We start from the raw sequence: 23,149 nt of genomic DNA on the forward strand, positions 1-23,149 counted from the left end.
GAGTGCAATCGCTGTTAAAACCCACTTACCTGCGTTCAAAAGTTTCTGGAAACCTGGACTTTAAGTGTTCGAATTGAGCTGTGAAAAATAGCTTATAGGAGGGGCAGGCAAAGAACGGTTCGAGAGCAATCCGACCAAGCCATACAGCGACCATGATACTTTATGCTCGAAGAGAAAACTTGCTGAATTGAATGACGTGGGCAATCATGAAGCACCTGCTTCGTCCGAATTCAAGAAAGGCGATGGCCGTGAACGGCACAGGAATAACTCTAGCGATTACCTATCGACCAGCCGAACTCCAAAAAGAGAAGGTTAAGTTATGGATGATACCGCAGAACGTGACGCCCCTCCTGGTGGGCCTCCATGGATAGTGCCTGAGATTCAGCAAAAGATTGAATGGCGCGACGGCGACATAGTTGTTTCCGTACCAATTAAAAGCGGTACGACATGGACGATGAACATCGTTTTTCAGATCCTCAACGGCGGGGTGGCAGACTTTCGCGATATTTATGAAGAAGTTCCTTGGATCGAGTTCTTGGGTTACCCGGGTCAGCCACATCAAGAGGTCCTGGATCGCGTCAACGCGATGCCCGTCGACCGCCGCGCATTTAAAACGCACTCTGCACCTCCCGGCGTGCCATTCATAAACGCCAATTCGCATCAGGACGTGAAGTACATAGTCGTTTTCCGCAATCCGGAAGAAGCAGTGGTCTCTTTCCGCCCGTTTCTCGAGAAACATGCGGATGAATGGTTCGACCTTTGGGAGGTCCCAAGAGAGGCATTGTGCCGCGATGACTTCCCTTCATTTTATTCGGACATCGTCGATGCTAACGGAATGCAAGGGGCGTTCTTCGGGTTTTTGGCGGCTTGGTGGCCTCTCAGAAACGAGCCAAATGTTTTGTTTATTCACTTTTCTGATATGAAACGCGCGCACGAAGAGTCCATTCGAAAGATAGCGAAATTTATTGGTGTGGAGCCCCGCTCCGAAGATTGGCCTGCGATCCTGGAATACACGTCATTCCAATGGATGAAGCAGCACGAGAACAAGTTTGAGGCTGGCACCGCCGGCAAAGTACCAATTCTCAAATCCGGTGCGATGATACGCCAGGGTGAAGTCGGAAAAGCAAAATCTGAAGGGATGACCGATGACATTTCCCGACATCTTCGCTCGGTCGGTGAACAGATCTTTCCCAACATCGCCGCTGTCGACTGGCTTTACAGTGGTGGCAAGCTTCCTTGACAAACCCAGCTTGGTTTTGGATCGCCTAGTTCAAGTTCGGCGCACAGCGCAGCTACTAGCCGGATGCAATGTTGGGCGATCATAATAGTGGCCTGGACGCCGAATTACAGAGAATTCCTGCTTGGTTCGTTAAGCGGACGTACTCTAGGTCTGTCGACCGCTCGATCTGCTGAAGCCGTCCGAAGCGAAGAAACAAATATGCATCGCGCGATAATATAAAACTTTACGCGCAGAAAATACTTGATTTGGTGTATTTAAGATTCAAGTATACGAATGTGACCCGGCTTATGTATTACCTCGGCTGGAGTCGCGACCCGTCAAACCCAGGGTCCACCTCCCGTCTATCGAAGTGAGTGTCGGTAGTCGGGAGGTTACAAAGCTCTAATTCGTCATTCGAATATGGATTTTTCCACTATTCGTCGAACCCGACGAATGCAGACGTAGTGCCCACATTTTGCGGCGACGACCGGATTGGGATCTTACCACCAGCCTGAACGCACCGCAGAGTTTGGCTGGAACGAGCCCTTTTCAACACTCATTTGTTATCCACCCGAGGTTTGCCAAGGTGTTTCGGGGATAGGGTTCAAGGTGCTTTCAGTGAGAGCCTGACCTCACGGAAAACAATCATTCAACGGAAAACCAAAAGTTCGACCTTACGCCGGTCTTTAATCCTGCATTTGATCCCCCGCCGCCTGAAATGTGGGTAGAGCGTTTTCAATCATTTCGTCAGTGGCAGTTAGACAAATACGAAAATCCGTAGGTCGGTCGAATACCGTTCCAGGCATCACATAGACACCCTTCTTTTGCAGGTGTTCAGCGAAGGTATCACTGTCGCCGCCCGGAGCCCGACCCCACAGGTAAAAGGTGCCCTCCGGCTGTGTCATCCTGTAACCCCACTGCCCCAAAGCACCAAGCATGCGTTTGCGACGCTGTGCCAACGCGGCGATATCGATAGATACGTTTTCCAGATCCGGCAGTGCATAAATCAACGGAGCATCCGGGACATTCCAACCATCCGCCATCTGCACCGCGAAACGCAGCGCGCGCAGCTCTTCGCGTTCAGCTGCCGGCAAGGTTGGGGAAATTGCAAGATAACCAAGGCGCAAGCCGGGCGCGAGGAGAATTTTACCATAAGAATAGTCGATCAGCGTATGCGGATAAACCGCGGCCGGGGTCGTAAATCCAAGACCATCAAATCGGATGCGACGATAGGGTTCGTCTGATAAAATCCAAATGCGATGCCCGATCTCTGCGGACTTAGCCTCAAGCAAATCAGCAAGCTGTTGCAAATCTGAGCGCGTGTATATGCGGCCGGTCGGATTGTGAGGTGTGTTAACAACCACGATTCTGGTACGTGGTGTTATGGCGCTGGCGATGGCGTGCAGATCCAGGTCAAAATTATCAGGGTCCAGGGGTACCTGAACTTCTTTGGCGTCGGCCGCGGCCAGCATTGGTCCATAGCAGAACCAGCCCGGCAGCGGCACGATGCATTCATCGCCAGGTTCAAGCAGCATCGTGAAAGCCATCTTGATCGCGCCAAAGGCACCTTTGGTCAGCGCAATGTCCTCCGGCTCGAACGGCAGCCCCAGTTCTTTCGACAACGCGTCCGCCAGAAACGCGCACGGGTCCGCTTCGTTGGTTTTATACGCAAACCAGTCGACACTCTGAGGTTCGGCATGTGTTTTCAGCGCATCAACGACGTTAGGCAAAGGCATTTCGTGCGGATTACCAAACGTGAAATCAGCGACCGCGGGTGTTTCCTTCACGGCAGACTGGTAGGATTTAAAGAACGCTTCGACTTTCCGAATGGAATACGCGGCAGCGTGTGCTCGGCGGGCAGTTGCGGGCATTGAACTCTCCCTACTACAATGTCGGCTGTGCGAGCACAGCAGGAACCCTGTAGTGTCGAACACGATATGGGTACCAAACCTTTCGGCTTATTGCAGCTTATTTCGTCATTTGGTTGGTGCAGCACTAATGCCTACAGTTTGAAACCATTTCCGCACTTGGCGCGAAACAGGCACCCATCTCAGTAAACAGCCTCATACTCTGCGGGACAGAATTGGCGCCACCGTCGCGGGAGTCTTGGTAAGCGAAACTCTAACTTTTTAGGACAACTAAGGGACTGCGATCCGGTTGAAGGACGCATTCACCAAATCCAAGTCACTCAAGATCTCGCTTATGAAGCCCAGCCCAGATGATCTCGGTGATGGCAACGGCGTTAAAGATTCTCTTGTCACATACGAATGACTGCTTGGTCCCGGATGGCAGACAATAGTGCCTCGAATGAACCCGGAGCGACCTGAGGAGTACTGCCAATTCCGACAAGAAGCCGGAGCCGTTTCTACTGATCAGGTCGAGTTTTGCAAAATGTCAGTCCCATACTAAAATACCACTTGGAGAGGTGCCCATGGAACGCCGACTTGCCGCAATTTTGGCCGCTGATGTCGTGGGATATTCGCGCCTGATGGGTGCCAACGAGGAAAGCACCTTAGATACTCTGAAGTCCCATCGAAGCTTTATCGACGCGCAGGTTGCCCACCATGATGGGCGAGTTTTCGGGAGCGCGGGTGACAGTGTGATTGCCGAGTTCGCGAGCCCGGTTGAAGCCGTTCGCTGCGCGGTGGAAATTCAACAGGAATTCGAGAACCGCAACAGTGAACTTCCGGACGACAAGCGGATGCGCTTTCGCATTGGCATCCATCTTGGAGACGTTATCGCAGAGGGTGACAATCTTTTGGGGGACGGAGTAAATGTCGCGGCACGTCTAGAGGCGTTCGCGCCACCGGATGGTATCTGTATTTCTAAATCTGTTGCTGAACATGTTGCCGGGAAAGTAGATGTCGATTTTGCAGACACTGGTAGCCACAAGCTGAAGAATATTGCGACACCTGTCGAGGTTTGGACTTGGCCACCGGACCTTGCGAGAAAACCGAATAGGCTTGCAAAGTCACGTCGAACAGTTGTTGTTTTTTTTGGTGCGGCAGCGGTTCTGGTCACAACCGCTTTCTATACGTTTTTTTCGACTAGCGAGAGGGATTTGCCGACCGGAGCGAGGGTATTGATCATTCCCTTCGAAAATGCCGGTGACGATCCGGAAGATCGGTATTTTGCCGCGGGTTTGACCAGAGACTTGAATGCGATGTTGGCGAGGTTCTCGAACCTTTTCCTAATTGCCCCAGAGTCTGCGGCTGCATTGGGCGACGATCCGTCCTGCACAGAGATCCGCGAGGAGCTTGGCGCCGATTACATTTTGACTGGCACCGTGCGGCGCTCTGTCGATCAATTGCGGGTCACAACGACCTTCACAGACGCAGAGACCTGCCGCCAACTGACACCGCCAGGCCCATTCGACATGGATCTGAGCCTCGCGAACGTGTTGGATATACAGATTGAAATTGCGAGGAAGGTCGCGGCGCAGATTGGGTCAAGCGACGCGCCTTTGTTTAATGCAGCGATTCAACAAGAGATCCGCAACAAAGCACCGGAAAACCTGGATGCTTACGAATGCTATTTGGTCGCCCATTGGTACTATCAGTCTTTCAGCCTCGGGGCGCACCGCAAGGCCCGGGATTGCCTCCACAGGACTGTCAAAGCCGAACCCGACTACTCATTGGGCTGGTCGCGGCTGGCATTCAACTACCTTGAGGCCAAAAAACGTTCATACGACACGCCGCCAGACTGGGCCCGGCTGGCCAGTGAAGCGGCTAACAATGCCCTTAACGCTGATCGGGACAACCCCGACGCTTACTATGCTCTTGCTATTCTCAGCAGGATGCTGGGCGAGGATCTGGATGTGTATCGAGAGTTCGCCAAGCGGGCGATCGACTTGAACCCAAACGATTCATGGATTCTCGCTGATCTCGGTGTTTTTCTGGCCTATGCCGGCGAGTTCGAGGAAGGAAAGGAATGGATTTCCCAGGCAAAGGCTCTCAACCCGAGGCTTCATCGCGGTTACGATAATGCCTGGCATTTACATGCCTACCTTCAGGGGGACTATGAAGAAGCCCGAAATATCAGGCTGAACATGGGGCCAGTTAGAAACTATATGGGCATGGCGACGCTGACGGCCAGTTACGCGATGAATGGTGAGCAGAAAAAAGCAGAAGAATTGCTGCAGCGAATTCGCGAAGAGTTCCCGGACGATCTGAAAGACCCACGCGCGCAGTTCAAAGCGCGGGGCATGCCGAAAGAGCTGGTCGAAGGACTGATGGAAGGGTTGCGAAGAGCGGGTCTTGATGTGCCTGAAGAAAGCGCTGAAGATGGTATCTCGCCGGACTGATAGTCCCGCTTTTGCGTCGCGGTGCAAATCTGAGCAACGCACTTACGCGATTGCAAATGGGGACTTGATGGCAAATCGCATCTCTGTGCTCAGGCGGGATCGCTGACGACAGCGTGTTTCTCAATTTTGGGGTCAGCCAACGCCTCTTTCCTGCTTGCGTTGAGCGAACCAAAACAGCCACAGTAAACTGTTCGCAAGGTTAAAAATTTGATGCAGGCCGGCATTTCGCTGCAAGGATTCGACGGAAAAGGAGACGAAAGTGCGATACATCGTAAGGGGTAGTTTGATTTGTGGTGCGATCGTGCTGGTCCTTGTTATCGCGGCATGGCTATTCCTGTCGTCCTCTGTGTTTTCTTCATTGAGGACTGCATTTGTCGAAAAACTTCTCTCGGACGAACTCGGTCAATCAGTATCTATTGATGGTGATGTGAGGATTGGGATCGGGCGCGCATTTGACGTTTCAGCAACGGGATTAGCGCTGCCCAGTACTTTAATGTCAGACGTTGACCTTGCGCAAATTGACAGGCTTGGCTTTGAAGTTTCTGCAAAAGACCTGTGGAAAGGTAAGTTTTCCCTGAGTAACTTCTCAATAGCAGGTGTTCGACTAAACCTTATTACGTCCGAAGATGGTGTTACCTCTTGGCAGCTAAGTGCCACGCCCCAAGCTGACGCCGGAAAATCTGACAATTCGGTCCAAAGTCCGATCTCTGGCATTCTTACGGATCGAAGAATTGAACTTGCTGACGCAGCGGTCCTTTATCAGAACGCGCAAAACGGCTTGGACTTCGATATGCGCCTCCCTGAATTGGTGTTGAACCGCAGAAGCGAGACGGAAGGTGCGTCCGTGGGTGGGACCGGTTCCTTAAACGGAGAAAAGTTTGAGTTGAAGGGGGCCTTTCCAACCGAAGAACCTTTCCAGTTGACGATCGCATTCGAACAAATTTCGGTTACCGTCGACGAAGTAAAAACGCCGTCGGGATTGGAACTTAAGACCTCAATCAAAGTTGCTGAGCTTGGTCAGCTGCTGGATGTTCTGAAACTGAACCGCGTTTTGGAGGGATCAGGGGACGTAAGCGCAACATTCAAGACTGCAGATGGCGTGTCGCGACTTGATGACCTCAACGTAGTAGTTGAACTGGACGGAGGGCAAAGCCTCGAGTTGACGGGGCAACTCGGTGAACTCGCTAACCCGGCCGATGTTTCGTTGACGACCCGAATTCGACTGTACCCAGAGGATGCCGAACCAGCACCCGCGGACTCTCGCTACGACCTTAAACTCGTCGCGGTTGATATGGTCATGGACAGCGTGCCGGGTCAGGTTCCTCAACGACAAATGGTGATAGAGACCAACGGTTTCACATTGGACACGTCCGGGGAAGGGCCACCACCAGTCAAGTTTTCAGGGTTGTCCAGAACGTCGGATGGTGCTTTGCGCGTGGGGAATGTCAATCTGCGGATCGGGAATCCATCGCAACCATTCGTCATACTGAATGGTTCTGTTGACGACGCCCTGCAGTTACAAGGCGTCTCAGCGGAAGGGCTGCTGGACATTCCTGCAAGCAGCTTGATTTCACCTGAGCTTTCGGGGCCGGGTGACAAGCTTGGAAAGTTCTCGGGTGATTTTCATCTGAATGGAGACATCAATGAGCTTTCTCTTACAAATCTGGATGGCCAAACAAGTGAAACAGACGTTTGGAATCTGGAAGTTCATGGTTCCGTCAAAAACGTGCTTAAATTCGAGAATCTGGATCTTGGAATTGATGTCGACGTCCCTTCGGGCGCAGATCTTTTGCAAGCATTGTCGTTGGAGCCTGTGGACACAGGGCATGCCGGGTTCGAAATTAAACTGACCAGCCAGGGCACTGACTGGAACACCGATGCCAACGTTACGGTCGCCGACTCGGGACTGAAACTCTCGGCCGATCTGGACGATGCGACCTCTGATCCCGTGCTGCGAGGAAAAATCGAAAGCGATCTGATCAGGATCGACCAAATTCGCAGCATCGTATTGGCCGTTGCGCAATTGAGAAAATTGGGTGGTCCCAATGCTGAAGAAACAGCTGAGACGAATGGAGAAGATGAAGCCAGCCCTCTCAGAGATGTGACGCTTAAACCCATTGGACGTTCGATTCTTCTGTCTGGCATGAACATGGATATCGACATTGACCTGCGTCATATCGAAGGTGCCAAAGGTGTCAGCAGCCTTCACAGCGAACTGACGCTGGACGAAAGCGAACTGAAAGCCGGGCCGCTGAAATTTGAATATGGTGGCGCCCATTTTGATGTGAATGGCCTCATGGACCTTTCGAACGATGCGCATCTGCTGACGCTTAGCGGTGAGGCAGGGGGATGGCAGTTAGACGACGTCCTTCACAATTTGAAGTTCCAAAAAGGTGCGAGCGGAACAATCTATGCCGACTTCAATGTTACCGGCGGGACCGAGTCCGTTAAACATTTTGCCAGTTCCCTGAGCGGGAACGCCACTGTTTCCTTGCGTAATGGCTCAATTGAAACTCAGCTTTTGGACCTGGCAGGTCTTGGGTTGCTGCCATGGGTATTTTCCAAGGAAAAGCAAAAGGTCGCTCCGATCGTTTGCCTGCGTGCGCCGTTGCACATATCCAATGGCAATATCTCAACAAAACAGACCACGCTGGAAACGGATCAGGTGCAAGTCGTTGTCTTTGGCGGTGTCGACCTGAACAACAAGGTTCTGGACCTCAATCTGCAACCTCGAAAGATCGGCGATCCTCTCGCGCGTAGCCCGTGGCCGGTCACCGCGAAGGGGCCGCTGACCAAACCGAAAATCAAGGTAAAGGATGGCCCAAAACGGCTAAAACGTTCGGACGGCGCCGATCAAATGCCGGCAAAGCGAAAGATTTGTGTGCCAGACATCCTGCAACTTCAATAGGTCTTGGCTTAGGGTGCGCCAGTCAAATCGCGAACACTTAATGGGCGCTTTGACGCTTTCTCTCTGGCCAGAACTCATCCACCACGATGTACGCGACGATTACAAAAATCGCCGCACTGGCGACTTGCAATACGCGGGTGATGCTTTTGACGTCAGCTTCATCCGAAAAGGGTGAAATCGATCCGCCATATACAATCAGCGCTGTCGTGATTGCCGACCCTGCAGCAGCAGCCAGCGGGGTGCCGGATTTTCCGAGAACGCCAAGTGTCAGGCAAAAGAAAAAACACAGAAAGATAGGCGTCAGAACAACGGGCGCGATGACATTTATTTCGAAGCAGATGATAGAGACGGCTGCCCCCAACAGATTTGCTGTCAGCATGGCTTTGGCGACGGTCTTGCCCGCAGCTGGCATCGCCGCAAGCTGTTGGCTGAGAAGAGCCACAAAAAACAAAACAAGCAGAGCCGATGCACCGGACACAAAGAATGCTAACGCAAATGGAACCGTAACCAAAGACATCCTGACAATGCGGCGATGCGGGTCAAAATCCTGCGCTGATGAGGCTTTTTTCTGCGCTTCGGTTGGTGCCTCGGCCGGGATAAGCACAAACATCAGCGTGGACACAACACCTGCAAAGAACAGGTTCATCGGAATCCAGAACACTAGCACCAAGGCCAGATCCTGTGATTGCAGTACCAGGTTCGGGATCATCAACGCGCCCATGAGCGCGATAACACCAGGCAAAACCCCCGCCCCTGAGACCGACCACATGAACGACAGGATTATTCCAATGGCAACAAGGATAAGAAATACGACCGGGTAAGGTGCAACGACCGATGACAGCAGAAACGAGATGAACATCAACCCGATGGAAAACACAAATAGCTTGCCAAATGCCCCCAATGGCAAGGCTATAGGTGCCTGCAGGAACAATGCCGTAAACACGGCACCGATGACAGCCAGTGGCCAGCCAAGAAATAGCCCGAGCGCGAAAACCCCCGAGACTCCGAATGCGAGCCGTAAAACTGAACGGCGATCTTCAGTACGCATAGGACAGGATTGACACCACACGGATATACGTGCGGCCCACCAGATTCAGAAGTGAGTTATCGCTGAGATACATGATCACATCTGCCTGCCCGTTTAACTGAAAGCGTAGATCATCCTCGGTGCTGCCAGCTTCGTAGCCCGGTAACACAATGCGCACAGGGAACCTCTCGGGTTCGCGCAAGAACCCTTTTGTATTGGGCGGGCTAGCCAATTGGCCGGGTTCGTCCCCACCGCTCAAAGACACGGCAGCACTGAAACTTTCGATTACACCCGGAATGATCTGACCGGGGTGCATATCCAGTACCACATCGACAGGAGAGCCCACTGCAGCCCGGCCAAGATTGTTCTCGGTGAAATAGGCCTCGATCCAAACATCTGTCGCGTCAAGAAACGTCAAAAGATCCTGACCGGAACGCGCATAAGTTCCCGGTGCAATTAACAGGTTGGAAATCACACCCGTAGCCGGAGCTCGCAACTCGGTCCATTCAAGATTCAGTTCCGCATCCGCCAAAGCCGCAAGCGCCCGCTGAATCTTTGGGTTTTCAATACCCTCATCGCCAAGCCTTTGCTTCGCCTTTTCCAGATCAGCCTTGGCGTTTTCCAGATTTGCCTCGGACTCTGCCAGCTGCCCGCGGGCGTCATCAGCACGCGAGACGGCGACCAACCCTTTCTTCTCGAGCGCAAAAACACGCTCCGTCTGAATACGCATCGTGTCGAGATCACTTTGTGCACGAGCCAATTTCGCCTGAGCGGCACTTACTTCTGCCGAAGATGCGCCCACCTCTTGCGTGGCTGCCTCTAGATCTGCTTCGGCTTTTGCCTTTTCGATCTCATATGGCCTGCGATCAATTCGAACCAGCACATCACCGGCTGTTACGACCTGACCGTTTTCTACCAGCACCTCGGTTACGGTCCCAGTGACCTGGGGAACAATCTGGGTTGCAACAGCCTTTACTCTCGCATTGCCTGTAAACGGCGTTTTTCTATCCGCGATGAGATACCAGACAAGGAAGATGAGAATGATTGCCAGTGTGGTCCATATCGTCTTTCTCATTCCCCCGCACCCTCGGCCACGTCCGCAGTATCCGGTGCCGCGTCGATCCAGACTTTGAACAATTCGTAGAAGACGGCAAACAGAACTGGGCCCATGAAGATGCCGATCAAACCATAAGCCATCATGCCACCGAGAACGCCAATTAGGATCACGAGCATTGGTGTCTCCAAGCCCTTGGAGATGAATACAGGACGCAAGAAGCTATCCATAATGGTCACGGGTATTGCGAGGATGGTGAAAACCAGGGCCATTCCACCTGACATGGAACTCCACGCATAAATGATTACTGGCAACAGAACCAATCCCGGCCCGATCTGGATAATGGACAATATCAGGCAAACAAAGGCGAGCGTTGCTGCAGAGGAAATTCCAAACACAATCAGCAGCAGCCAAACGACAACGGCCTGTATTGCGGCAACGCCAATCACGCCCTTTGTAACGTTACGAATAGTGGCGCCTGCCAGCGTAATGAACTCACCCCCACGAGGGGCAAACACGCGGTTGGCAAACCTTTGCAATCCCTCAACCAATTGCGGTCCTGGGCTAAATAGTGCGCCCATAATCAACACAGACAGTGCAAGTGCGAGAAGGCCAATTCCAATACCCAGCACTTTCCCGAACAGCGATTTGGTAATTTCAAGAATCTGTGTTCCGTACTTGGCAAGCGCGCCATCCAGATTCCGTTCGAACATCGTCCAAACGTCGGCGATCCTGGATCCGATCAGGGGCAATTCCTTGAGACTATCTGGCGCCGGTGGGATTTTCAGTTCCCCCCGATCTGCTTGTGCGGCAAAATCCGACCCGAGTTCCGCCGCACCTGACACCGCAGTGGCAATCGGCCCTAAGGTGAGTACTAGTCCCAGCAAAACCAATATCGTAGCGGCCAGCGACTTGCGCCCGCCCAGTTTGCTTTGAAGCCAGTCAAATAGGGGATACAGCGCTACACAGAGTATGGTCGCCCATATAACGACACTAGCAAGCGGAGCGATCATGACGAGCGCGCTGTAAAGGAATATTCCAAGGAAAAGCAGCCGTATTGCGAGATCAACAATTCTTGCGTCCTGGGTCTTTTCCATTCCATCCCTCCACAGTGTTGTTTTTTAAAAGGTTAATTCAAAAAACATAATATGTACATTTTTTTGGGCGGCCGCCGTTTTTCTGTTCCGTAGCTGCAACAGGAATTCGCGAAGCCGCTCGAGGCTGCGCAAGAAACTAATCATCGGTGGTTCGAAAAAGCGTAGAAAAGACGCCAGTCACTTGCCTTTGTCATCATCGCCTTGAGAAAGGATCGTGTCTGCTATCGTAGTAGCCGCTGTTACGAAGACACCCAGGCCAACGATGATATATAACATTGTGAAAATCTTACCTGCTGCGGTTTCGGGTGAAAAATCGCCAAACCCCACAGTCGATATCGTCACGACAGAAAAGTAAGCTGAATCGAGCCAGGACCACCCCTCAACGTAATGATAAAAGACTGATGCCCAAAAGATCATACCGACCGTAAAGGCAAGTAGCCCCTTTACTCTGCCGTCCCTTAGCGCGACGGCAACCCCTCGTGTTATTCTGGTCAATGAGTTCATGATGGCCCCTTTGTATATAGAGAGAACCTCTACCAGAGTTTTTTGTTTTTCAAAAAAACGCTCGTCTCACATGCAACCAGTCGGAACCTTGTCCATTTGGGTTTCGCCAGAAAATTGCCGCTAAATCGGGGCAGTAAGCTATTCGAAATGGGTGCAGGACACCAGGCGGCTCGAAACCCGCCGAGATGGTCGGCACGGAAGACGCGCAGCGGATGTTCGACAATTATGTCCAACCACCTATCGACCACAACATCCGAGGACCCCTCGACGAATTCGTCGAAAAAAACGGATGGAATATCAAAACTAAAGAAGTGACTATTGCGAACACTTGCGCTCAAACAGAACAGGATCACGCATATGGCTGACATCTCGACAAAGACACTCTCACTTGACGAGGTCAGAACCATTGCCAAATCCGTCCTGGTGTTGGTGGGAATGGACGAACACGGCAGTGACGTATTGGCCAATCTTGTGATGTTGTCCGAACGTGACGGACCGCGCAGCCATGGGTTGCGCATGTTGCCGGTTTACGCACAAAGCTTTTCGTCGGGATATGCCAACCCATCGCCCAACCCATCGATTAAACGCCTGGCACCAAGCGTTCTGCATGGAGACGGGGATAACGGCTATTACCAGATAGCCGCGGAGAAAGCTCGGAACGAGCTGATCGCAGTGGCGCGCGAAAATGGAATTGCCGCATTTACCTGCAGCAATTGCCACCATTTGGCAGCACTGCGGTTTGACACTGAACCTTTGGCACGGGCCGGGTTGGTTGCGCTGGGTGTCGTGAACTCGTTGTCGATGGTGGTGCCGCAGGGCGGGATCCGGCCAGTATTTGGTACAAACCCGATGTCATTTGCCTGCCCGCGCGACGGAAAGGAACCGATCGTATGGGATCAAGCGTCTTCGGTAGTGGCGTTTATGGATGTCAAAATGGCGGCAGCCGAGGGGCATGATCTGCCCCGTGCAGGTGGGTTGGATACGACGGGCGCCCTGAGTACCGATCCCAATGCTATCCTTGAAACACGCAGTCTTTTGCCCTTTGGCGAGCACAAGGGCGCTGCCATCGCCTTTTTGATCGAGGTTCTGGGCGCGGCGCTGGCGGGGGGCACGTTGTCTGTCGACAACACCGATCGCGAAGCCCATGGCGCATTGAACATCAAAGGCGGCGCAACCCTGATTGCCATCGATCCAACCCGATTTGGCAACCCCGCATTTGGTGATTACGTCACTAGGATTTGTGCCGAGATCGAGGGCAATGGAGATGCCCGTGTACCGGGAGATGGCAGGCTTGGAAAGCGAACCGCCGCCACAAACACCGGCGTCTCTGTCAGTACGGAACTGCTGGCCCAGCTCGACCAACTGCGCCAGTGATCACGGCGTAGTTTGCGTTGCCAGGATGGGTTACAGCTGTTCGACCTTCACTGAATCATCTGGATAGAAGGCCAGATATTCCTTGATTTCGGCGACCGAGGGGATCGGTTCCTCATAACTCCAGACCGCATTGGCGGTCACCGAGGACTTGTTGACGATCGAAAAATGTGCCGCGTTGCCCTTGTGGGGGCAGTGCGTCACCTTATCGGTCCTGTCCAGAAAGGCCATTGCGACATCGGCACGCGGGAAATAGATCACAGGTTCCAGATCACCCTCAAGCAATTCCAACGCGTTGGTGGTTTCGCCCAGAATTGCTCCGCCCGAGCGGACGGTCCATTTGCCTGATATCGGGCGGATCGTGATGTGATCTGTCATTCCCTCGGTCTCCTTCGTCGTGTTGGGGTCCCGTCTGGTGCCCCCTTTTTGTAACAACCCGATGTCACACCGGGGCGGTTGCGGCATCCAACCACAGTTGGGCGTCAGGTCCCAGCCTTGGCCGCAGTTTTTCCGCAACGTCGCGGTGATAGTCGTTCAACCAGGCGCGCTCCTCTGCGGTCAGCATGTCAACCACGATCAATCTCCGGTCGACGGGCACATAGGTCAACGTGCGCCAACACAGCATGGCACGCTCTTCGTCGCCACCTGGTTTAGCGGCGGCTTCTTCGACCACCACCAGATTCTCAAGGCGAATACCAAATGCTCCTTCCCGATAGTAACCCGGCTCATTCGACAGGATCATGCCGGGTTCAAGTGGGACATGGCTCACCCGCGACAGACGCTGCGGACCTTCGTGTACGCTCAGATAGGTGCCCACACCGTGGCCCACACCGTGATTGAAATCCTGGCCAGCCAGCCACAGGGGCACCCGCGCGACACATTCAATGTCGCGCCCGGCAAGGCCCACGGGCCAGCGCAGCATTGACATGGCAATCATGCCTTTCAGAACTCGCGTGAAGCAGGCTTTTTCTTCGTTCCCTGCATCCCCGATGGCAATTGTCCGGGTGATATCAGTGGTTCCGTCAAGATACTGCCCGCCGCTGTCCAGAACTAACAGATGACCGTTTTTCAACCGACTGTCGGTTTCCTCGGTCACTCGATAATGCATGATGGCGCCGTTAGGGCCAGTACCGGCAATCGTGTCGAACGAGATATCCTGAAGCGCGTTATCTTTGCGACGGCATTCCTCTAGCCGGGTGACCACTTGCGTCTCGGTCAGCGTTCCGGGGGCTTGCGCGTCCAGCCAGCGCAGCAACTCGACCACAGCCACTGCATCACGCAGATGGGCCTCGGCACTGCCTGCGATTTCTGCCGCATTCTTGCAGGCCTTGGGCAGGGCGCAAGGATCGCCCCCGTCAACCATCCAATCACCCAGAGCATCCGCAACGATCTGTGGCACAGTTCCGAGGTCGACCTGAACCGTGCCCTCAAGTTTTTCGAGTGCGCCCAGAAAAACATCGGGTTCGTGCTGAGTCACCTGCGGTCCCAGGTGGTCCCCCAGCTCTGTCAGTTTGGCAGCTGCCATAAACAGGTCTACCCGTCTGTCACAATGCAAGATGGCGAAACCGTGCGCGACAGGGTTATAGGAAATGTCCGATCCGCGAATGTTCAACAGCCACATGATGGAATCCGGTAAGGTGATGACCGCGGCCGCATGCCCGGCTTGGCGCAGGTCTTCGGCCAGGCGGTCAATCTTGCTATCGGAGGTTTCACCGGCAAATTCAATGGGATGTATCTTGGTGGGATTCATGGGAGGATCGGGTTGATCCTGCCATATCCGGTCTACCAGATTGTCACTGCGAAGCAGTTCGATGCCGCTGCCCTGAAGGTCTTTTTGCGCGCTGGAGATCTGGCCGGCCGCGTGCAGCCATGGATCAAATCCAACCTTGCCGCCATCCGGCAATTGGTCTTTCAACCATGTGCTCAGACTGACATCCGGCCATGGCACCGGAGTGTAATCACTGGCTACCTGCGCCTTGACTTGCGTGCGATATCGCCCATCGATGAATACCCCGACGATATTGGTCAACACGGCGCAAAACCCGGCAGAGCCGGTGAACCCGGTCAGCCAGGATAGCCGTTCATCTCGCGGTGCAACGTATTCACCCTGGTGTGCGTCCGCACGTGGAACCAGAAACCCGTTCAGCCCTTCGCGCGCCAGTTCCTGGCGCAGTGCAGCAAGTCGCGGCGGCCCCTGTTCCGGGCGCGCAGTTACTTCGAAAGACTGGAACATGGTGGCCTCATTCTTGTCTCGATGCGATGGAACCTGAGGCCTGCGACGGTAAATGTCCAGCACCCTGACGCAGTGCTAGTCCGAAGCACTGAGGAAGCTTTGCAGCGCCTCGATGTAAGTCTCGTAAACGTCGTTTCCGGGCAGTGGGATGTGGTTTGCTGTTTCCAGAATCAGCAGTGACGCATCGGGAATACCTGCCGCCAGTTTTCGCGCCTCGGATAGTGGGTGAACCGAGCTGTTGCGCCCGTGCAGAACCAATGTTGGGCATTGCACTTGCGGCAGCAGATGTAGAACCGAAGCCGTGTTCCCGATGTCCCTCTGATACAGCTTTTGCTCGACGGAGTAGAGCGCCTGCATCTCGTCTACAATCTCGCGCACCGTCTCAAGCGGGCCCTCAGGGAAATAGCTCAGCACCGAGCCGACAGCGTAGCCACTACCCGGATCTTTCCAGCCTTCCATGATCAGGTTTCGGATGGAATCCGGTCCGGCCACGCCGTCCCGGTGATCGCGGCCCTCGGCCCAGCCGCCGACGATGGCCAGTCTGCTCACGCGTTCCGGGTATCGGGCGGCAAATTGAAGGGCCGAGAAAACGCCACCGAATTCTGAGACAATGGCAAAGCGGTCAAAGCCAGCGGCTTGAGTAACGGCCAGAATGTCCTCTACCAATCCGTCGTAGTTGCCACGGCAAAGATCGTCCCAACGGGGCAGGTGCTGTTTGTTGTAGCGCAGCATCGTGAACTTTGCGTCCATTGCTTTCAGGTATGTGCGTTCTGACGCCAACCGCCATTCTGCTTCCAGATCATAAACAATCGAGCCCACCTTCAGAACCGGAGGACCGTTCCCTGATACCGCGAATGCTATTGCCTGACCGTCATTGCCCCGAGCATATTTCAATTGCTGAGTTCGCCGGTCACGATCCGGTGCAGGGTTGGCATCACGGCTGACATTTGCCGCCATTTGCAGGCCACGCCGCACGATCGTGCGGATAATCCGTTGCGTCTTGCCATCATCGCCAACTGCTTTTCGGGCCGCTGCGATACGGGCGCTGATCGTCGATTCAGATACAAACCGGCCTTTCCAGACCCGTTCGATGATCTCTTCGCGTGCCACCAGCTTACCGGGGCTTTCGGCCAGCAATTCCAACAGGTCAAACACCTGCGGTTCGACCGGTACAGCCTCACCATCGCGCAGTAGCACGTGACGGTCCACGTCCAGAACACAATCTGCAAACTCATAGCGCATGGGCCGAATACACTCCGTTTCGACAGGAGCCACAAGGTTCAATGGCTTTCCCAAGGGTTTCTCGAGAGTTTCTCAGGACGGTCTTCAAGCAGCCGAGTAGCCCCATAACCACATTAGAGGCAACAGACAGGAGATCCCCAATGATGCCGCCCTTTGATACAGCTTTGTTAAAACACTTGGCCGTTCGTCACACATGTAGGACTGCCGGACCTCGAATGGAACCACGAAACAGGATCAGGACGATCGTGCTCGGGTGGCTTTCGAGCTTCGCCTTTCACCCCGCAGGTCAGGGCCAGCATTCCTAACTGGCCCGCTTCATCCCCATAACGCGCGCCCGAGCGCGAGGGTCGCTGTCAAACAAAGCCGCCAGTTGCTCGGTCATTGCACCTGCAAGTTGCTCAACATCTGTGATGGTCACAGCACGGTCGTAGTAACGTGTCACATCATGGCCGATGCCGATCGCCAGCAATTCCACGACTTTGCGCTTTTCGACCATGGCAATCACATCGCGCAGGTGTTTCTCCAGATAATTGGCTGGGTTTACGCTGAGTGTTGAATCATCAACCGGCGCACCATCCGAGATCACCATCAGGATCTTACGCTGCTCGCGCCGCGCCAGCATTCGCCGATGCGCCCATTCCAGCGCCTCGCCGTCGATGTTTTCCTTCAGCAGACCTTCTTTCATCATCAGACCCAGATTGGGTCGCGCGCGCCGCCAGGGCGCATCGGCACCTTTGTAGATGATGTGGCGCAGATCGTTCAAACGGCCGGGTTGTTGAGGGCGGCCATCATTCAGCCACGCCTCGCGAGCCTGCCCGCCTTTCCACGCCCGCGTGGTAAAGCCCAGAATCTCGACCTTCACGTTGCAGCGTTCCAGCGTCCGCGCCAGAACGTCCGCGCAAATCGCCGCGATGGAAATCGGGCGGCCCCGCATCGAGCCCGAATTGTCGAGGAGCAATGTTACCACCGTATCGCGGAACTCGGTATCCTTCTCGACCTTGAAGCTCAGCGGCGTCGTCGGGTTCGCCACCACCCGCGCTAAGCGTCCCGCATCCAGAATGCCTTCCTCGCGGTCGAACTCCCAACTGCGGTTCTGCTGCGCCTGCAAGCGGCGCTGCAGCTTGTTTGCCAGACGGCTGACGGCACCCTTCAGAGGTTCCAGCTGCTGGTCCAGGTAGGCCCGCAGCCGTTCCAATTCGGCGGGTTCCGCCAGATCCTCGGCGGAGATCTCCTCATCGTAGGTGTTCAGGTAGACCTTGTAGTCCGGATCTGCCTCGGATGCAGGCGGCGGGGCGGGTGGCTCCATCGGGGCTTCACCCTCGGGCATCTCGGCCTCATCGCCCATCTCATCTTCGGCCATCTCGTCCATCGAGACCTGAGCCTGAGATTGATCCTGCTGTTCTTCCTGCGTCTGCTCAGGCGTCGCGTCGGCGTCCTGTTCATCCTGATCATCCTGGCCGGTGCTGTCGGGATCGGGCTGTTCTTCGGCGTCGTCCTCGGCCTGATCTTCCTGATCGTCGTCCAACTCATCCGGGTCGTCGCCCAACTGGTCGCCGTATCCCAGATCCTTGATCATTTGGCGCGCGAATTTGGCGAATTCAGCCTGATCCGAGAGCACCTCATCGAGGTTTTCCAGAACGCCACCGGCCTGTTCTTCGATGAACCCGCGCCACAGGTTCATTACATTCTCAGCCGCGGGGGGCAGATCGCGCCCGGTCGCCAGATGCCGGATCAGATAGCCTGCGGCCACTGATAAAGGTGCCTCGGCCGGTTGCTTGCACTGGTCATAGCCGCGCCGGATCGCCTCATGACCGATTTTCACGTCGATATTGCTGGCAGTCCCGGGCATATCGCGCGCGCCCATCGCCTCGCACCGGGCAACCTCCATCGCCTCATACAGATCGCGCGCCATATCGCCCGGAGGCGCATAGCGATTATGGGTGGCATCGTCATGATACCGGCGCTGCAAGGCCAAGGCGTCCGCCGTACCCCGCGCTAACAGAACCTCTTCTCGGGTCATCCGACGCGAAACCTGCGGCAGCCGCATCGACTCGCCCGACAAGCCTGAAGGATCGACGGTATAGCTCACTGACAGCTCAGGATCGTCCGCCATCACCTTGGTGGCCTCGGCCAGAGCCTTCTTGAACGGATCAGCAGGGTTGTCGTTTGGTTTACTCATGCTTCTATTTCCAATCCGTCGTACTGGCCTTCAGAAACCCACAAAAGATGCCATGCTTCGCGATATTTCTCTAGCCATCCCGCAACAAATTCGCTGCCTGAACCGAGAACGTTGGAATGATCCGGGCGGAAGCGCCTCAAATTACTGTTTTTTCGAGGTTGGCCGTTGCGACCGGGGGTGTTTAGCCAGGTGACGTGATCAATTCTTAAAAGATCGGCGACAATTCTGCTAGGCACAACGAAAACGCTTGCCGTAGAACTCGGCGTTTTCCCAAGGTCCACGAAACAGTAAAACATCTTGGGATCATGTATGTCTTCGTGTTTCTTGCCCATATGCCAGCCGCCGTCCGCGCCCTTCTCCCAACGGGACTTAACCTGAATCGCGCAAAGGGTTTTCCCATCCGGTGAAGTCACGACGATATCCATGTTGGGAACGCCTTGCGGTGCTAGTGCAGCAATTAACCCTCGCGATAACAAACGCGACATCACAAGATGCTCGCCAGCAGCCCCAGTAAGTGACGTATGACTTACGCCGTTCACCCCAAGCTCACGCTCGCCGCGCTTTCCGGCAGTTCTTCGTCAAAGCAGCGCTGATAGAACTCGGCCACGGTTTGACGTTCCAGCTCGTCACATTTGTTCAGGAAGGACAAGCGGAAGGCGTAGCCCACATCACGGAAAATCTCAGCGTTTTGCGCCCAGTTGATCACGGTCCGCGGGCTCATGACGGTCGACAGGTCGCCGTTCATGAAGGCGGTCCGGGTCAGGTCGGCAACGGTGACCATCTGGCTGACGGTCTTGCGGCCCTCTGCAGTGTTGTAATGCGGCGCTTTCGACAGAACGATCATCGTCTCGGCATCGTGGCTCAGATAGTTGAGCGTCGAGACCAGCGACCAGCGGTCCATCTGTGCCTGGTTGATCTGTTGCGTGCCGTGATAGAGGCCGGTGGTGTCGCCCAGACCCACGGTGTTTGCGGTGGCGAACAGGCGGAAGTTCGGGTTTGGCGTGATGATCTCGTTCTGGTCCAGCAGGGTCAGCTTGCCGTCATGCTCCAGCACACGCTGGATGACGAACATCACATCAGCGCGGCCCGCATCGTATTCGTCGAACACAATGGCAACGGGATTGCGCAGAGCCCACGGCAGGATGCCCTCGTGAAACTCGGTGACTTGCTTGCCGTCGCGCAGCTTGATCGCGTCCTTGCCGATCAGGTCGATCCGGCTGATATGGCTGTCCAGGTTCACACGTACGGCGGGCCAGTTCAGACGGGCGGCGACCTGTTCGATATGGGTTGATTTGCCAGTGCCGTGATAGCCTTGGATCATGACGCGGCGGTTATGGGTAAAGCCCGCCAGAATGGCCAGTGTCGTTTCCGGATCGAACTTGTAGGTCGGATCAATGACCGGTACGCGGTCGCTGCGTTCCGCAAAGCCCTTGACCGCCATGTTGCTGTCAATGCCGAACACCTCGCGGACCGAGATATCTTCGGTGGGTTTTGCGTTGATGTCGATCGATCCGTCAGCCATGCGTCCTGTCCTTATCCTTTGCCCCGCGCGGCGGGTTTGAACCTGTGTGTGGTGCAACATATTGCAAGCAAGGGCAAGGGAAAGACGTGGATGCACATACCTAGCCGGATGTTTCTTTGAAACTGGCCTTATCGGCACGAGCGGGACCGGCGGAGTGGCCACAGCGTTACCGTTCGCTGTCGTCGCATAATCGAATGTTCACGATGGCAGCGCTGCGCAACCAAAGCAGACATACTGGACAGTCTGGTGCTGAACAGAATGTTGCTTGAAGTCTGCGGGTCTCGTAGCCTGACACTGTCGACGGAATTGCCCGGAGGAGGTACCGGCATGATACCCAAGACTCAATACGCCAAGAGCGATGACGTGCACATCGCCTACCAAGTTTACGGCAACGGACCCAAAAACTTGATTCTGGTGCCGGGTTTCATTTCTCAGATCGAAACCTATTGGGAGCAACCTCAGTTTGCGAAATGGCTTGAGCGTGTTGGGCAGTTTTCCAAAGTCGCGATGTTCGACAAACGCGGTACCGGCCTGTCTGACCGAGGAGTCGCCGTACCCGATATGGATAAGCGAATGGACGACATCCGCGCGGTGATGGACGCCGTTGGAATGGAAACAGCCTATGTCATGGGGATCTCAGAAGGCGGTTCGCTTGCCTCGGTTTTCGCTGCATATCAGCCAAAACGCTGTGAGGGTTTAATACTCTACGGTGCTTTTGCTCAATTTAAGTCCTGGTTCCCAACGCAAGAGGCTTTGAACCAATTGTTCGAATACGCGGAAGAGCATTGGGGCAGCGGAGCTGCGCTTCCACTCTTCTGTCCTGATACCGGCAGCGATCCGTCGTTGCAGGAATGGTGGGGAAAGTACGAAAGAACTGGCGCATCGCCCCGCGACCTCATTGAAATCATGAAGCTGAACAGCCAGATAGACATCACGGAAATCCTTCCCTCGATAAAGGCTCCAACACTTGTGCTTCACAAGACTAAAGACGGGTTGATCGATATCGAAGGCGGTCGAACCTTGGCGCAGTTGATACCCGGCGCCAAGATTGTGGAGTTCCCCGGGAGAGATCATTTTCCCTTCCTCGGGGACGAGCGGGATCAGATACTTGGAGAGATTGAAGCCTTTGTAACTGGCTTGAAACCGAAGCCAGTTTTCGACCGGGTTTTGGCAGCGGTCGTTTTTACCGACATTGTTGGGTCCACTACTCAGGCGCAGCGACTTGGTGACGATGTGTGGCATGCAGCATTAGAGCAGCATGATGCCATCGTCAGGGACCAGCTCATGCAGTTTCGCGGTCAGGAAGTGAAGTCGCTCGGTGATGGTTTCCTTGCCACTTTTGACGGGCCTGGGCGGGCAATTCATTGCGCGAAGGCAATTAGTGACACGGTGTCCAAGCTAGATCTCGAAGTGCGCATTGGGGTTCATACCGGGGAAGTTGAGGTCTCATCGGATGATGTACGCGGAATTGCCGTGAACATTGCGGCACGCATTGCCGAATTGGGCGGCGGAGGCGACATCGTCGTGTCGCGCACGGTAAAAGACTTGGTGGCTGGTTCCGGACTTGTCTTCGAAAGCCTTGGACGCCGGGAACTCAAAGGATTGCCAGAAGCATGGCACGTTTATAAAGCCGTATAGTAGCCGTACATGTACCTCGCCTTTGGCCTCCAATCCACACACGGTATCTCAATTTGGCCGCAACAACGGCCTACGGACTCTTGGCAACGCAGCCCGCTTGCCACCGAGCGGATTTCCACTCTGCGCTCTGGCGTCTCTCTTTTGCTGTCTGTATTTTGTCGTCAGTTGCAAGCCGATTGGCCCGCATACATTCCGAGTCCAGCACCAGCTGCCGTAGCCATGGTCTTACCAGTTCCGCCTCCGAAGCGGTTGCCAACTATACCACCAAGAGCTGCACCCCCGAGAACACCAGCAGCACACCGAGCGTCGCTTTGTGCTTGAGCCTGAGTCGGCGTTGTTGGGGCTCCACATGCTGCCAAGAGCAATGTGCCACCAAGCAGGCAAGCTACTGTTGTCTTCTTCATGTCGGTTTCCTTACGTTCAATCTTATGTAATGGCCTCTTGTTCCCTGACATGTAGGTTCGGCCGAACCTCTCTCCAACCCAACGGCGGTCCAGAAGCAAAAAACCGCCTAATGGCGGGGAATTTCGTCAACTGAGCAACAACGTCATGCGGTTATGGATTGAACCACAGCTTAATCCACCCACCATGACTTTCATGGTCAGCGATCCCAACGTCTCAATTTTGTCGTCTTCGAATTGCTGCAAGGACAAAGAACCAATGTGTGATCAACGGCGGCTCAGGGCTCTTACTACCAGTTGAAGCGCTTCGCAGAGAATGGCGACAGAGAGCCCTTACGTCTGAACGGGCTGGTTTGGTTAGTCTAAATTTGGTTGCGGGAGTAGGATTTGAACCTACGACCTTCAGGTTATGAGCCTGACGAGCTACCGGGCTGCTCCATCCCGCGACACT

General features: G+C 54.6%; 17 protein-coding genes and 1 tRNA gene. 5 read left to right on the forward strand and 13 right to left on the reverse strand.

The annotated features are described in order from the left end of the window. The first annotated feature begins 319 nt into the window (after positions 1 to 319). On the forward strand, positions 320 to 1,240 hold the full coding sequence (locus tag AC2TCY_RS21895; RefSeq protein ID WP_480850737.1) for a sulfotransferase domain-containing protein: 921 nt from the start codon (positions 320 to 322) through the stop codon (positions 1,238 to 1,240). 665 nt (positions 1,241 to 1,905) lie between these two features. Here the strand turns inward: AC2TCY_RS21895 and AC2TCY_RS21900 are convergent. Then, positions 1,906 to 3,090, reverse strand: coding sequence for an aminotransferase class I/II-fold pyridoxal phosphate-dependent enzyme (locus AC2TCY_RS21900; protein ID WP_480850739.1), 1,185 nt, complete (start codon positions 3,088 to 3,090; stop codon positions 1,906 to 1,908). Positions 3,091 to 3,650: 560 nt separating this feature from the next. Between AC2TCY_RS21900 and AC2TCY_RS21905 the strand changes: the two genes are divergently transcribed. Beyond that, positions 3,651 to 5,522 carry an adenylate/guanylate cyclase domain-containing protein gene (locus AC2TCY_RS21905; RefSeq protein ID WP_480850740.1) on the forward strand — a complete coding sequence of 624 codons (1,872 nt, stop codon included), beginning with the start codon at positions 3,651 to 3,653 and terminating at the stop codon, positions 5,520 to 5,522. A 259-nt stretch (positions 5,523 to 5,781) separates the two neighbouring features. Beyond that, positions 5,782 to 8,430 (forward strand): AsmA family protein, encoded by a 2,649-nt coding sequence (locus AC2TCY_RS21910; RefSeq protein WP_480850742.1) that lies wholly within the window; start codon positions 5,782 to 5,784, stop codon positions 8,428 to 8,430. A 37-nt stretch (positions 8,431 to 8,467) separates the two neighbouring features. Here the strand turns inward: AC2TCY_RS21910 and AC2TCY_RS21915 are convergent, their stop codons facing one another. The 4 genes from AC2TCY_RS21915 to AC2TCY_RS21930 all read right to left on the reverse strand — a co-directional run bounded on the left by AC2TCY_RS21915 (position 8,468) and on the right by AC2TCY_RS21930 (position 12,112). Further along, complete coding sequence (locus AC2TCY_RS21915; RefSeq protein WP_480850743.1) at positions 8,468 to 9,478, reverse strand: DUF2955 domain-containing protein; 1,011 nt, start codon at positions 9,476 to 9,478, stop codon at positions 8,468 to 8,470. Beyond that, positions 9,468 to 10,532 carry an HlyD family secretion protein gene (locus AC2TCY_RS21920; protein ID WP_480850744.1) on the reverse strand — a complete coding sequence of 355 codons (1,065 nt, stop codon included), beginning with the start codon at positions 10,530 to 10,532 and terminating at the stop codon, positions 9,468 to 9,470. Before AC2TCY_RS21920 ends, AC2TCY_RS21915 begins: the two co-directional genes overlap by 11 nt. Next, a complete protein-coding gene (locus AC2TCY_RS21925) occupies positions 10,529 to 11,608 on the reverse strand; it encodes an AI-2E family transporter (protein WP_480850746.1) in 1,080 nt (359 codons plus the stop codon). Before AC2TCY_RS21925 ends, AC2TCY_RS21920 begins: the two co-directional genes overlap by 4 nt. A 177-nt stretch (positions 11,609 to 11,785) precedes the next feature. Further along, entirely contained in the window at positions 11,786 to 12,112 is a 327-nt protein-coding gene (locus AC2TCY_RS21930; protein ID WP_480850748.1) for a potassium channel family protein, read from the reverse strand. A 357-nt stretch (positions 12,113 to 12,469) separates the two neighbouring features. Between AC2TCY_RS21930 and AC2TCY_RS21935 the strand changes: the two genes are divergently transcribed. Then, positions 12,470 to 13,486 (forward strand): Ldh family oxidoreductase, encoded by a 1,017-nt coding sequence (locus AC2TCY_RS21935; RefSeq protein WP_480850749.1) that lies wholly within the window; start codon positions 12,470 to 12,472, stop codon positions 13,484 to 13,486. A 30-nt stretch (positions 13,487 to 13,516) separates the two neighbouring features. Here AC2TCY_RS21935 and AC2TCY_RS21940 read toward each other — a convergent pair whose 3' ends face one another. From AC2TCY_RS21940 to cobS, 6 genes are all read right to left on the reverse strand, one after another. Continuing rightward, positions 13,517 to 13,861 (reverse strand): DUF427 domain-containing protein, encoded by a 345-nt coding sequence (locus tag AC2TCY_RS21940; RefSeq protein ID WP_480850751.1) that lies wholly within the window; start codon positions 13,859 to 13,861, stop codon positions 13,517 to 13,519. A gap of 64 nt (positions 13,862 to 13,925) precedes the next feature. Continuing rightward, complete coding sequence (locus AC2TCY_RS21945; protein WP_480850753.1) at positions 13,926 to 15,716, reverse strand: aminopeptidase P family protein; 1,791 nt, start codon at positions 15,714 to 15,716, stop codon at positions 13,926 to 13,928. A gap of 75 nt (positions 15,717 to 15,791) precedes the next feature. Next, entirely contained in the window at positions 15,792 to 16,958 is a 1,167-nt protein-coding gene (locus tag AC2TCY_RS21950) for an alpha/beta hydrolase (protein ID WP_480850755.1), read from the reverse strand. A 301-nt stretch (positions 16,959 to 17,259) separates the two neighbouring features. After that, a complete protein-coding gene (cobT, locus tag AC2TCY_RS21955; RefSeq protein ID WP_480850757.1) occupies positions 17,260 to 19,137 on the reverse strand; it encodes a cobaltochelatase subunit CobT in 1,878 nt (625 codons plus the stop codon). Continuing rightward, on the reverse strand, positions 19,134 to 19,562 hold the full coding sequence (locus AC2TCY_RS21960; RefSeq protein ID WP_480850759.1) for a hypothetical protein: 429 nt from the start codon (positions 19,560 to 19,562) through the stop codon (positions 19,134 to 19,136). Before AC2TCY_RS21960 ends, cobT begins: the two co-directional genes overlap by 4 nt. Positions 19,563 to 19,672: 110 nt before the next feature. Continuing rightward, entirely contained in the window at positions 19,673 to 20,659 is a 987-nt protein-coding gene (gene cobS, locus AC2TCY_RS21965; RefSeq protein ID WP_480850761.1) for a cobaltochelatase subunit CobS, read from the reverse strand. Positions 20,660 to 20,986: 327 nt separating this feature from the next. Here cobS and AC2TCY_RS21970 point away from each other — a divergent pair, with 327 nt between their 5' ends. After that, positions 20,987 to 22,297, forward strand: coding sequence for an adenylate/guanylate cyclase domain-containing protein (locus tag AC2TCY_RS21970; RefSeq protein WP_480850763.1), 1,311 nt, complete (start codon positions 20,987 to 20,989; stop codon positions 22,295 to 22,297). 161 nt (positions 22,298 to 22,458) lie between these two features. Here AC2TCY_RS21970 and AC2TCY_RS21975 read toward each other — a convergent pair whose 3' ends face one another. Both AC2TCY_RS21975 and AC2TCY_RS21980 read right to left on the reverse strand, forming a co-directional pair. Beyond that, positions 22,459 to 22,752, reverse strand: coding sequence for a glycine zipper 2TM domain-containing protein (locus AC2TCY_RS21975; RefSeq protein WP_480850765.1), 294 nt, complete (start codon positions 22,750 to 22,752; stop codon positions 22,459 to 22,461). 315 nt (positions 22,753 to 23,067) lie between these two features. Beyond that, positions 23,068 to 23,144: transfer RNA gene (locus AC2TCY_RS21980), tRNA-Met, on the reverse strand. Positions 23,145 to 23,149 lie beyond the last annotated feature (5 nt).

This window comes from Ruegeria sp. HKCCD7181 (assembly GCF_057221055.1).

Coding starts and splice junctions, on each gene's coding strand:
- AC2TCY_RS21920 (WP_480850744.1), bottom strand. CDS start 10,532: ATGAGAAAGACGATATGGACCACACTGGCAATCATTCTCATCTTCCTT.
- AC2TCY_RS21970 (WP_480850763.1), top strand. CDS start 20,987: ATGATACCCAAGACTCAATACGCCAAGAGCGATGACGTGCACATCGCC.
- AC2TCY_RS21975 (WP_480850765.1), bottom strand. CDS start 22,752: ATGTCAGGGAACAAGAGGCCATTACATAAGATTGAACGTAAGGAAACC.
- cobT (WP_480850757.1), bottom strand. CDS start 19,137: ATGAGTAAACCAAACGACAACCCTGCTGATCCGTTCAAGAAGGCTCTG.
- AC2TCY_RS21915 (WP_480850743.1), bottom strand. CDS start 9,478: ATGCGTACTGAAGATCGCCGTTCAGTTTTACGGCTCGCATTCGGAGTC.
- AC2TCY_RS21905 (WP_480850740.1), top strand. CDS start 3,651: ATGGAACGCCGACTTGCCGCAATTTTGGCCGCTGATGTCGTGGGATAT.
- AC2TCY_RS21900 (WP_480850739.1), bottom strand. CDS start 3,090: ATGCCCGCAACTGCCCGCCGAGCACACGCTGCCGCGTATTCCATTCGG.
- AC2TCY_RS21940 (WP_480850751.1), bottom strand. CDS start 13,861: ATGACAGATCACATCACGATCCGCCCGATATCAGGCAAATGGACCGTC.
- AC2TCY_RS21930 (WP_480850748.1), bottom strand. CDS start 12,112: ATGAACTCATTGACCAGAATAACACGAGGGGTTGCCGTCGCGCTAAGG.
- cobS (WP_480850761.1), bottom strand. CDS start 20,659: ATGGCTGACGGATCGATCGACATCAACGCAAAACCCACCGAAGATATC.
- AC2TCY_RS21925 (WP_480850746.1), bottom strand. CDS start 11,608: ATGGAAAAGACCCAGGACGCAAGAATTGTTGATCTCGCAATACGGCTG.
- AC2TCY_RS21945 (WP_480850753.1), bottom strand. CDS start 15,716: ATGTTCCAGTCTTTCGAAGTAACTGCGCGCCCGGAACAGGGGCCGCCG.
- AC2TCY_RS21895 (WP_480850737.1), top strand. CDS start 320: ATGGATGATACCGCAGAACGTGACGCCCCTCCTGGTGGGCCTCCATGG.
- AC2TCY_RS21960 (WP_480850759.1), bottom strand. CDS start 19,562: ATGGATATCGTCGTGACTTCACCGGATGGGAAAACCCTTTGCGCGATT.
- AC2TCY_RS21935 (WP_480850749.1), top strand. CDS start 12,470: ATGGCTGACATCTCGACAAAGACACTCTCACTTGACGAGGTCAGAACC.
- AC2TCY_RS21950 (WP_480850755.1), bottom strand. CDS start 16,958: ATGCGCTATGAGTTTGCAGATTGTGTTCTGGACGTGGACCGTCACGTG.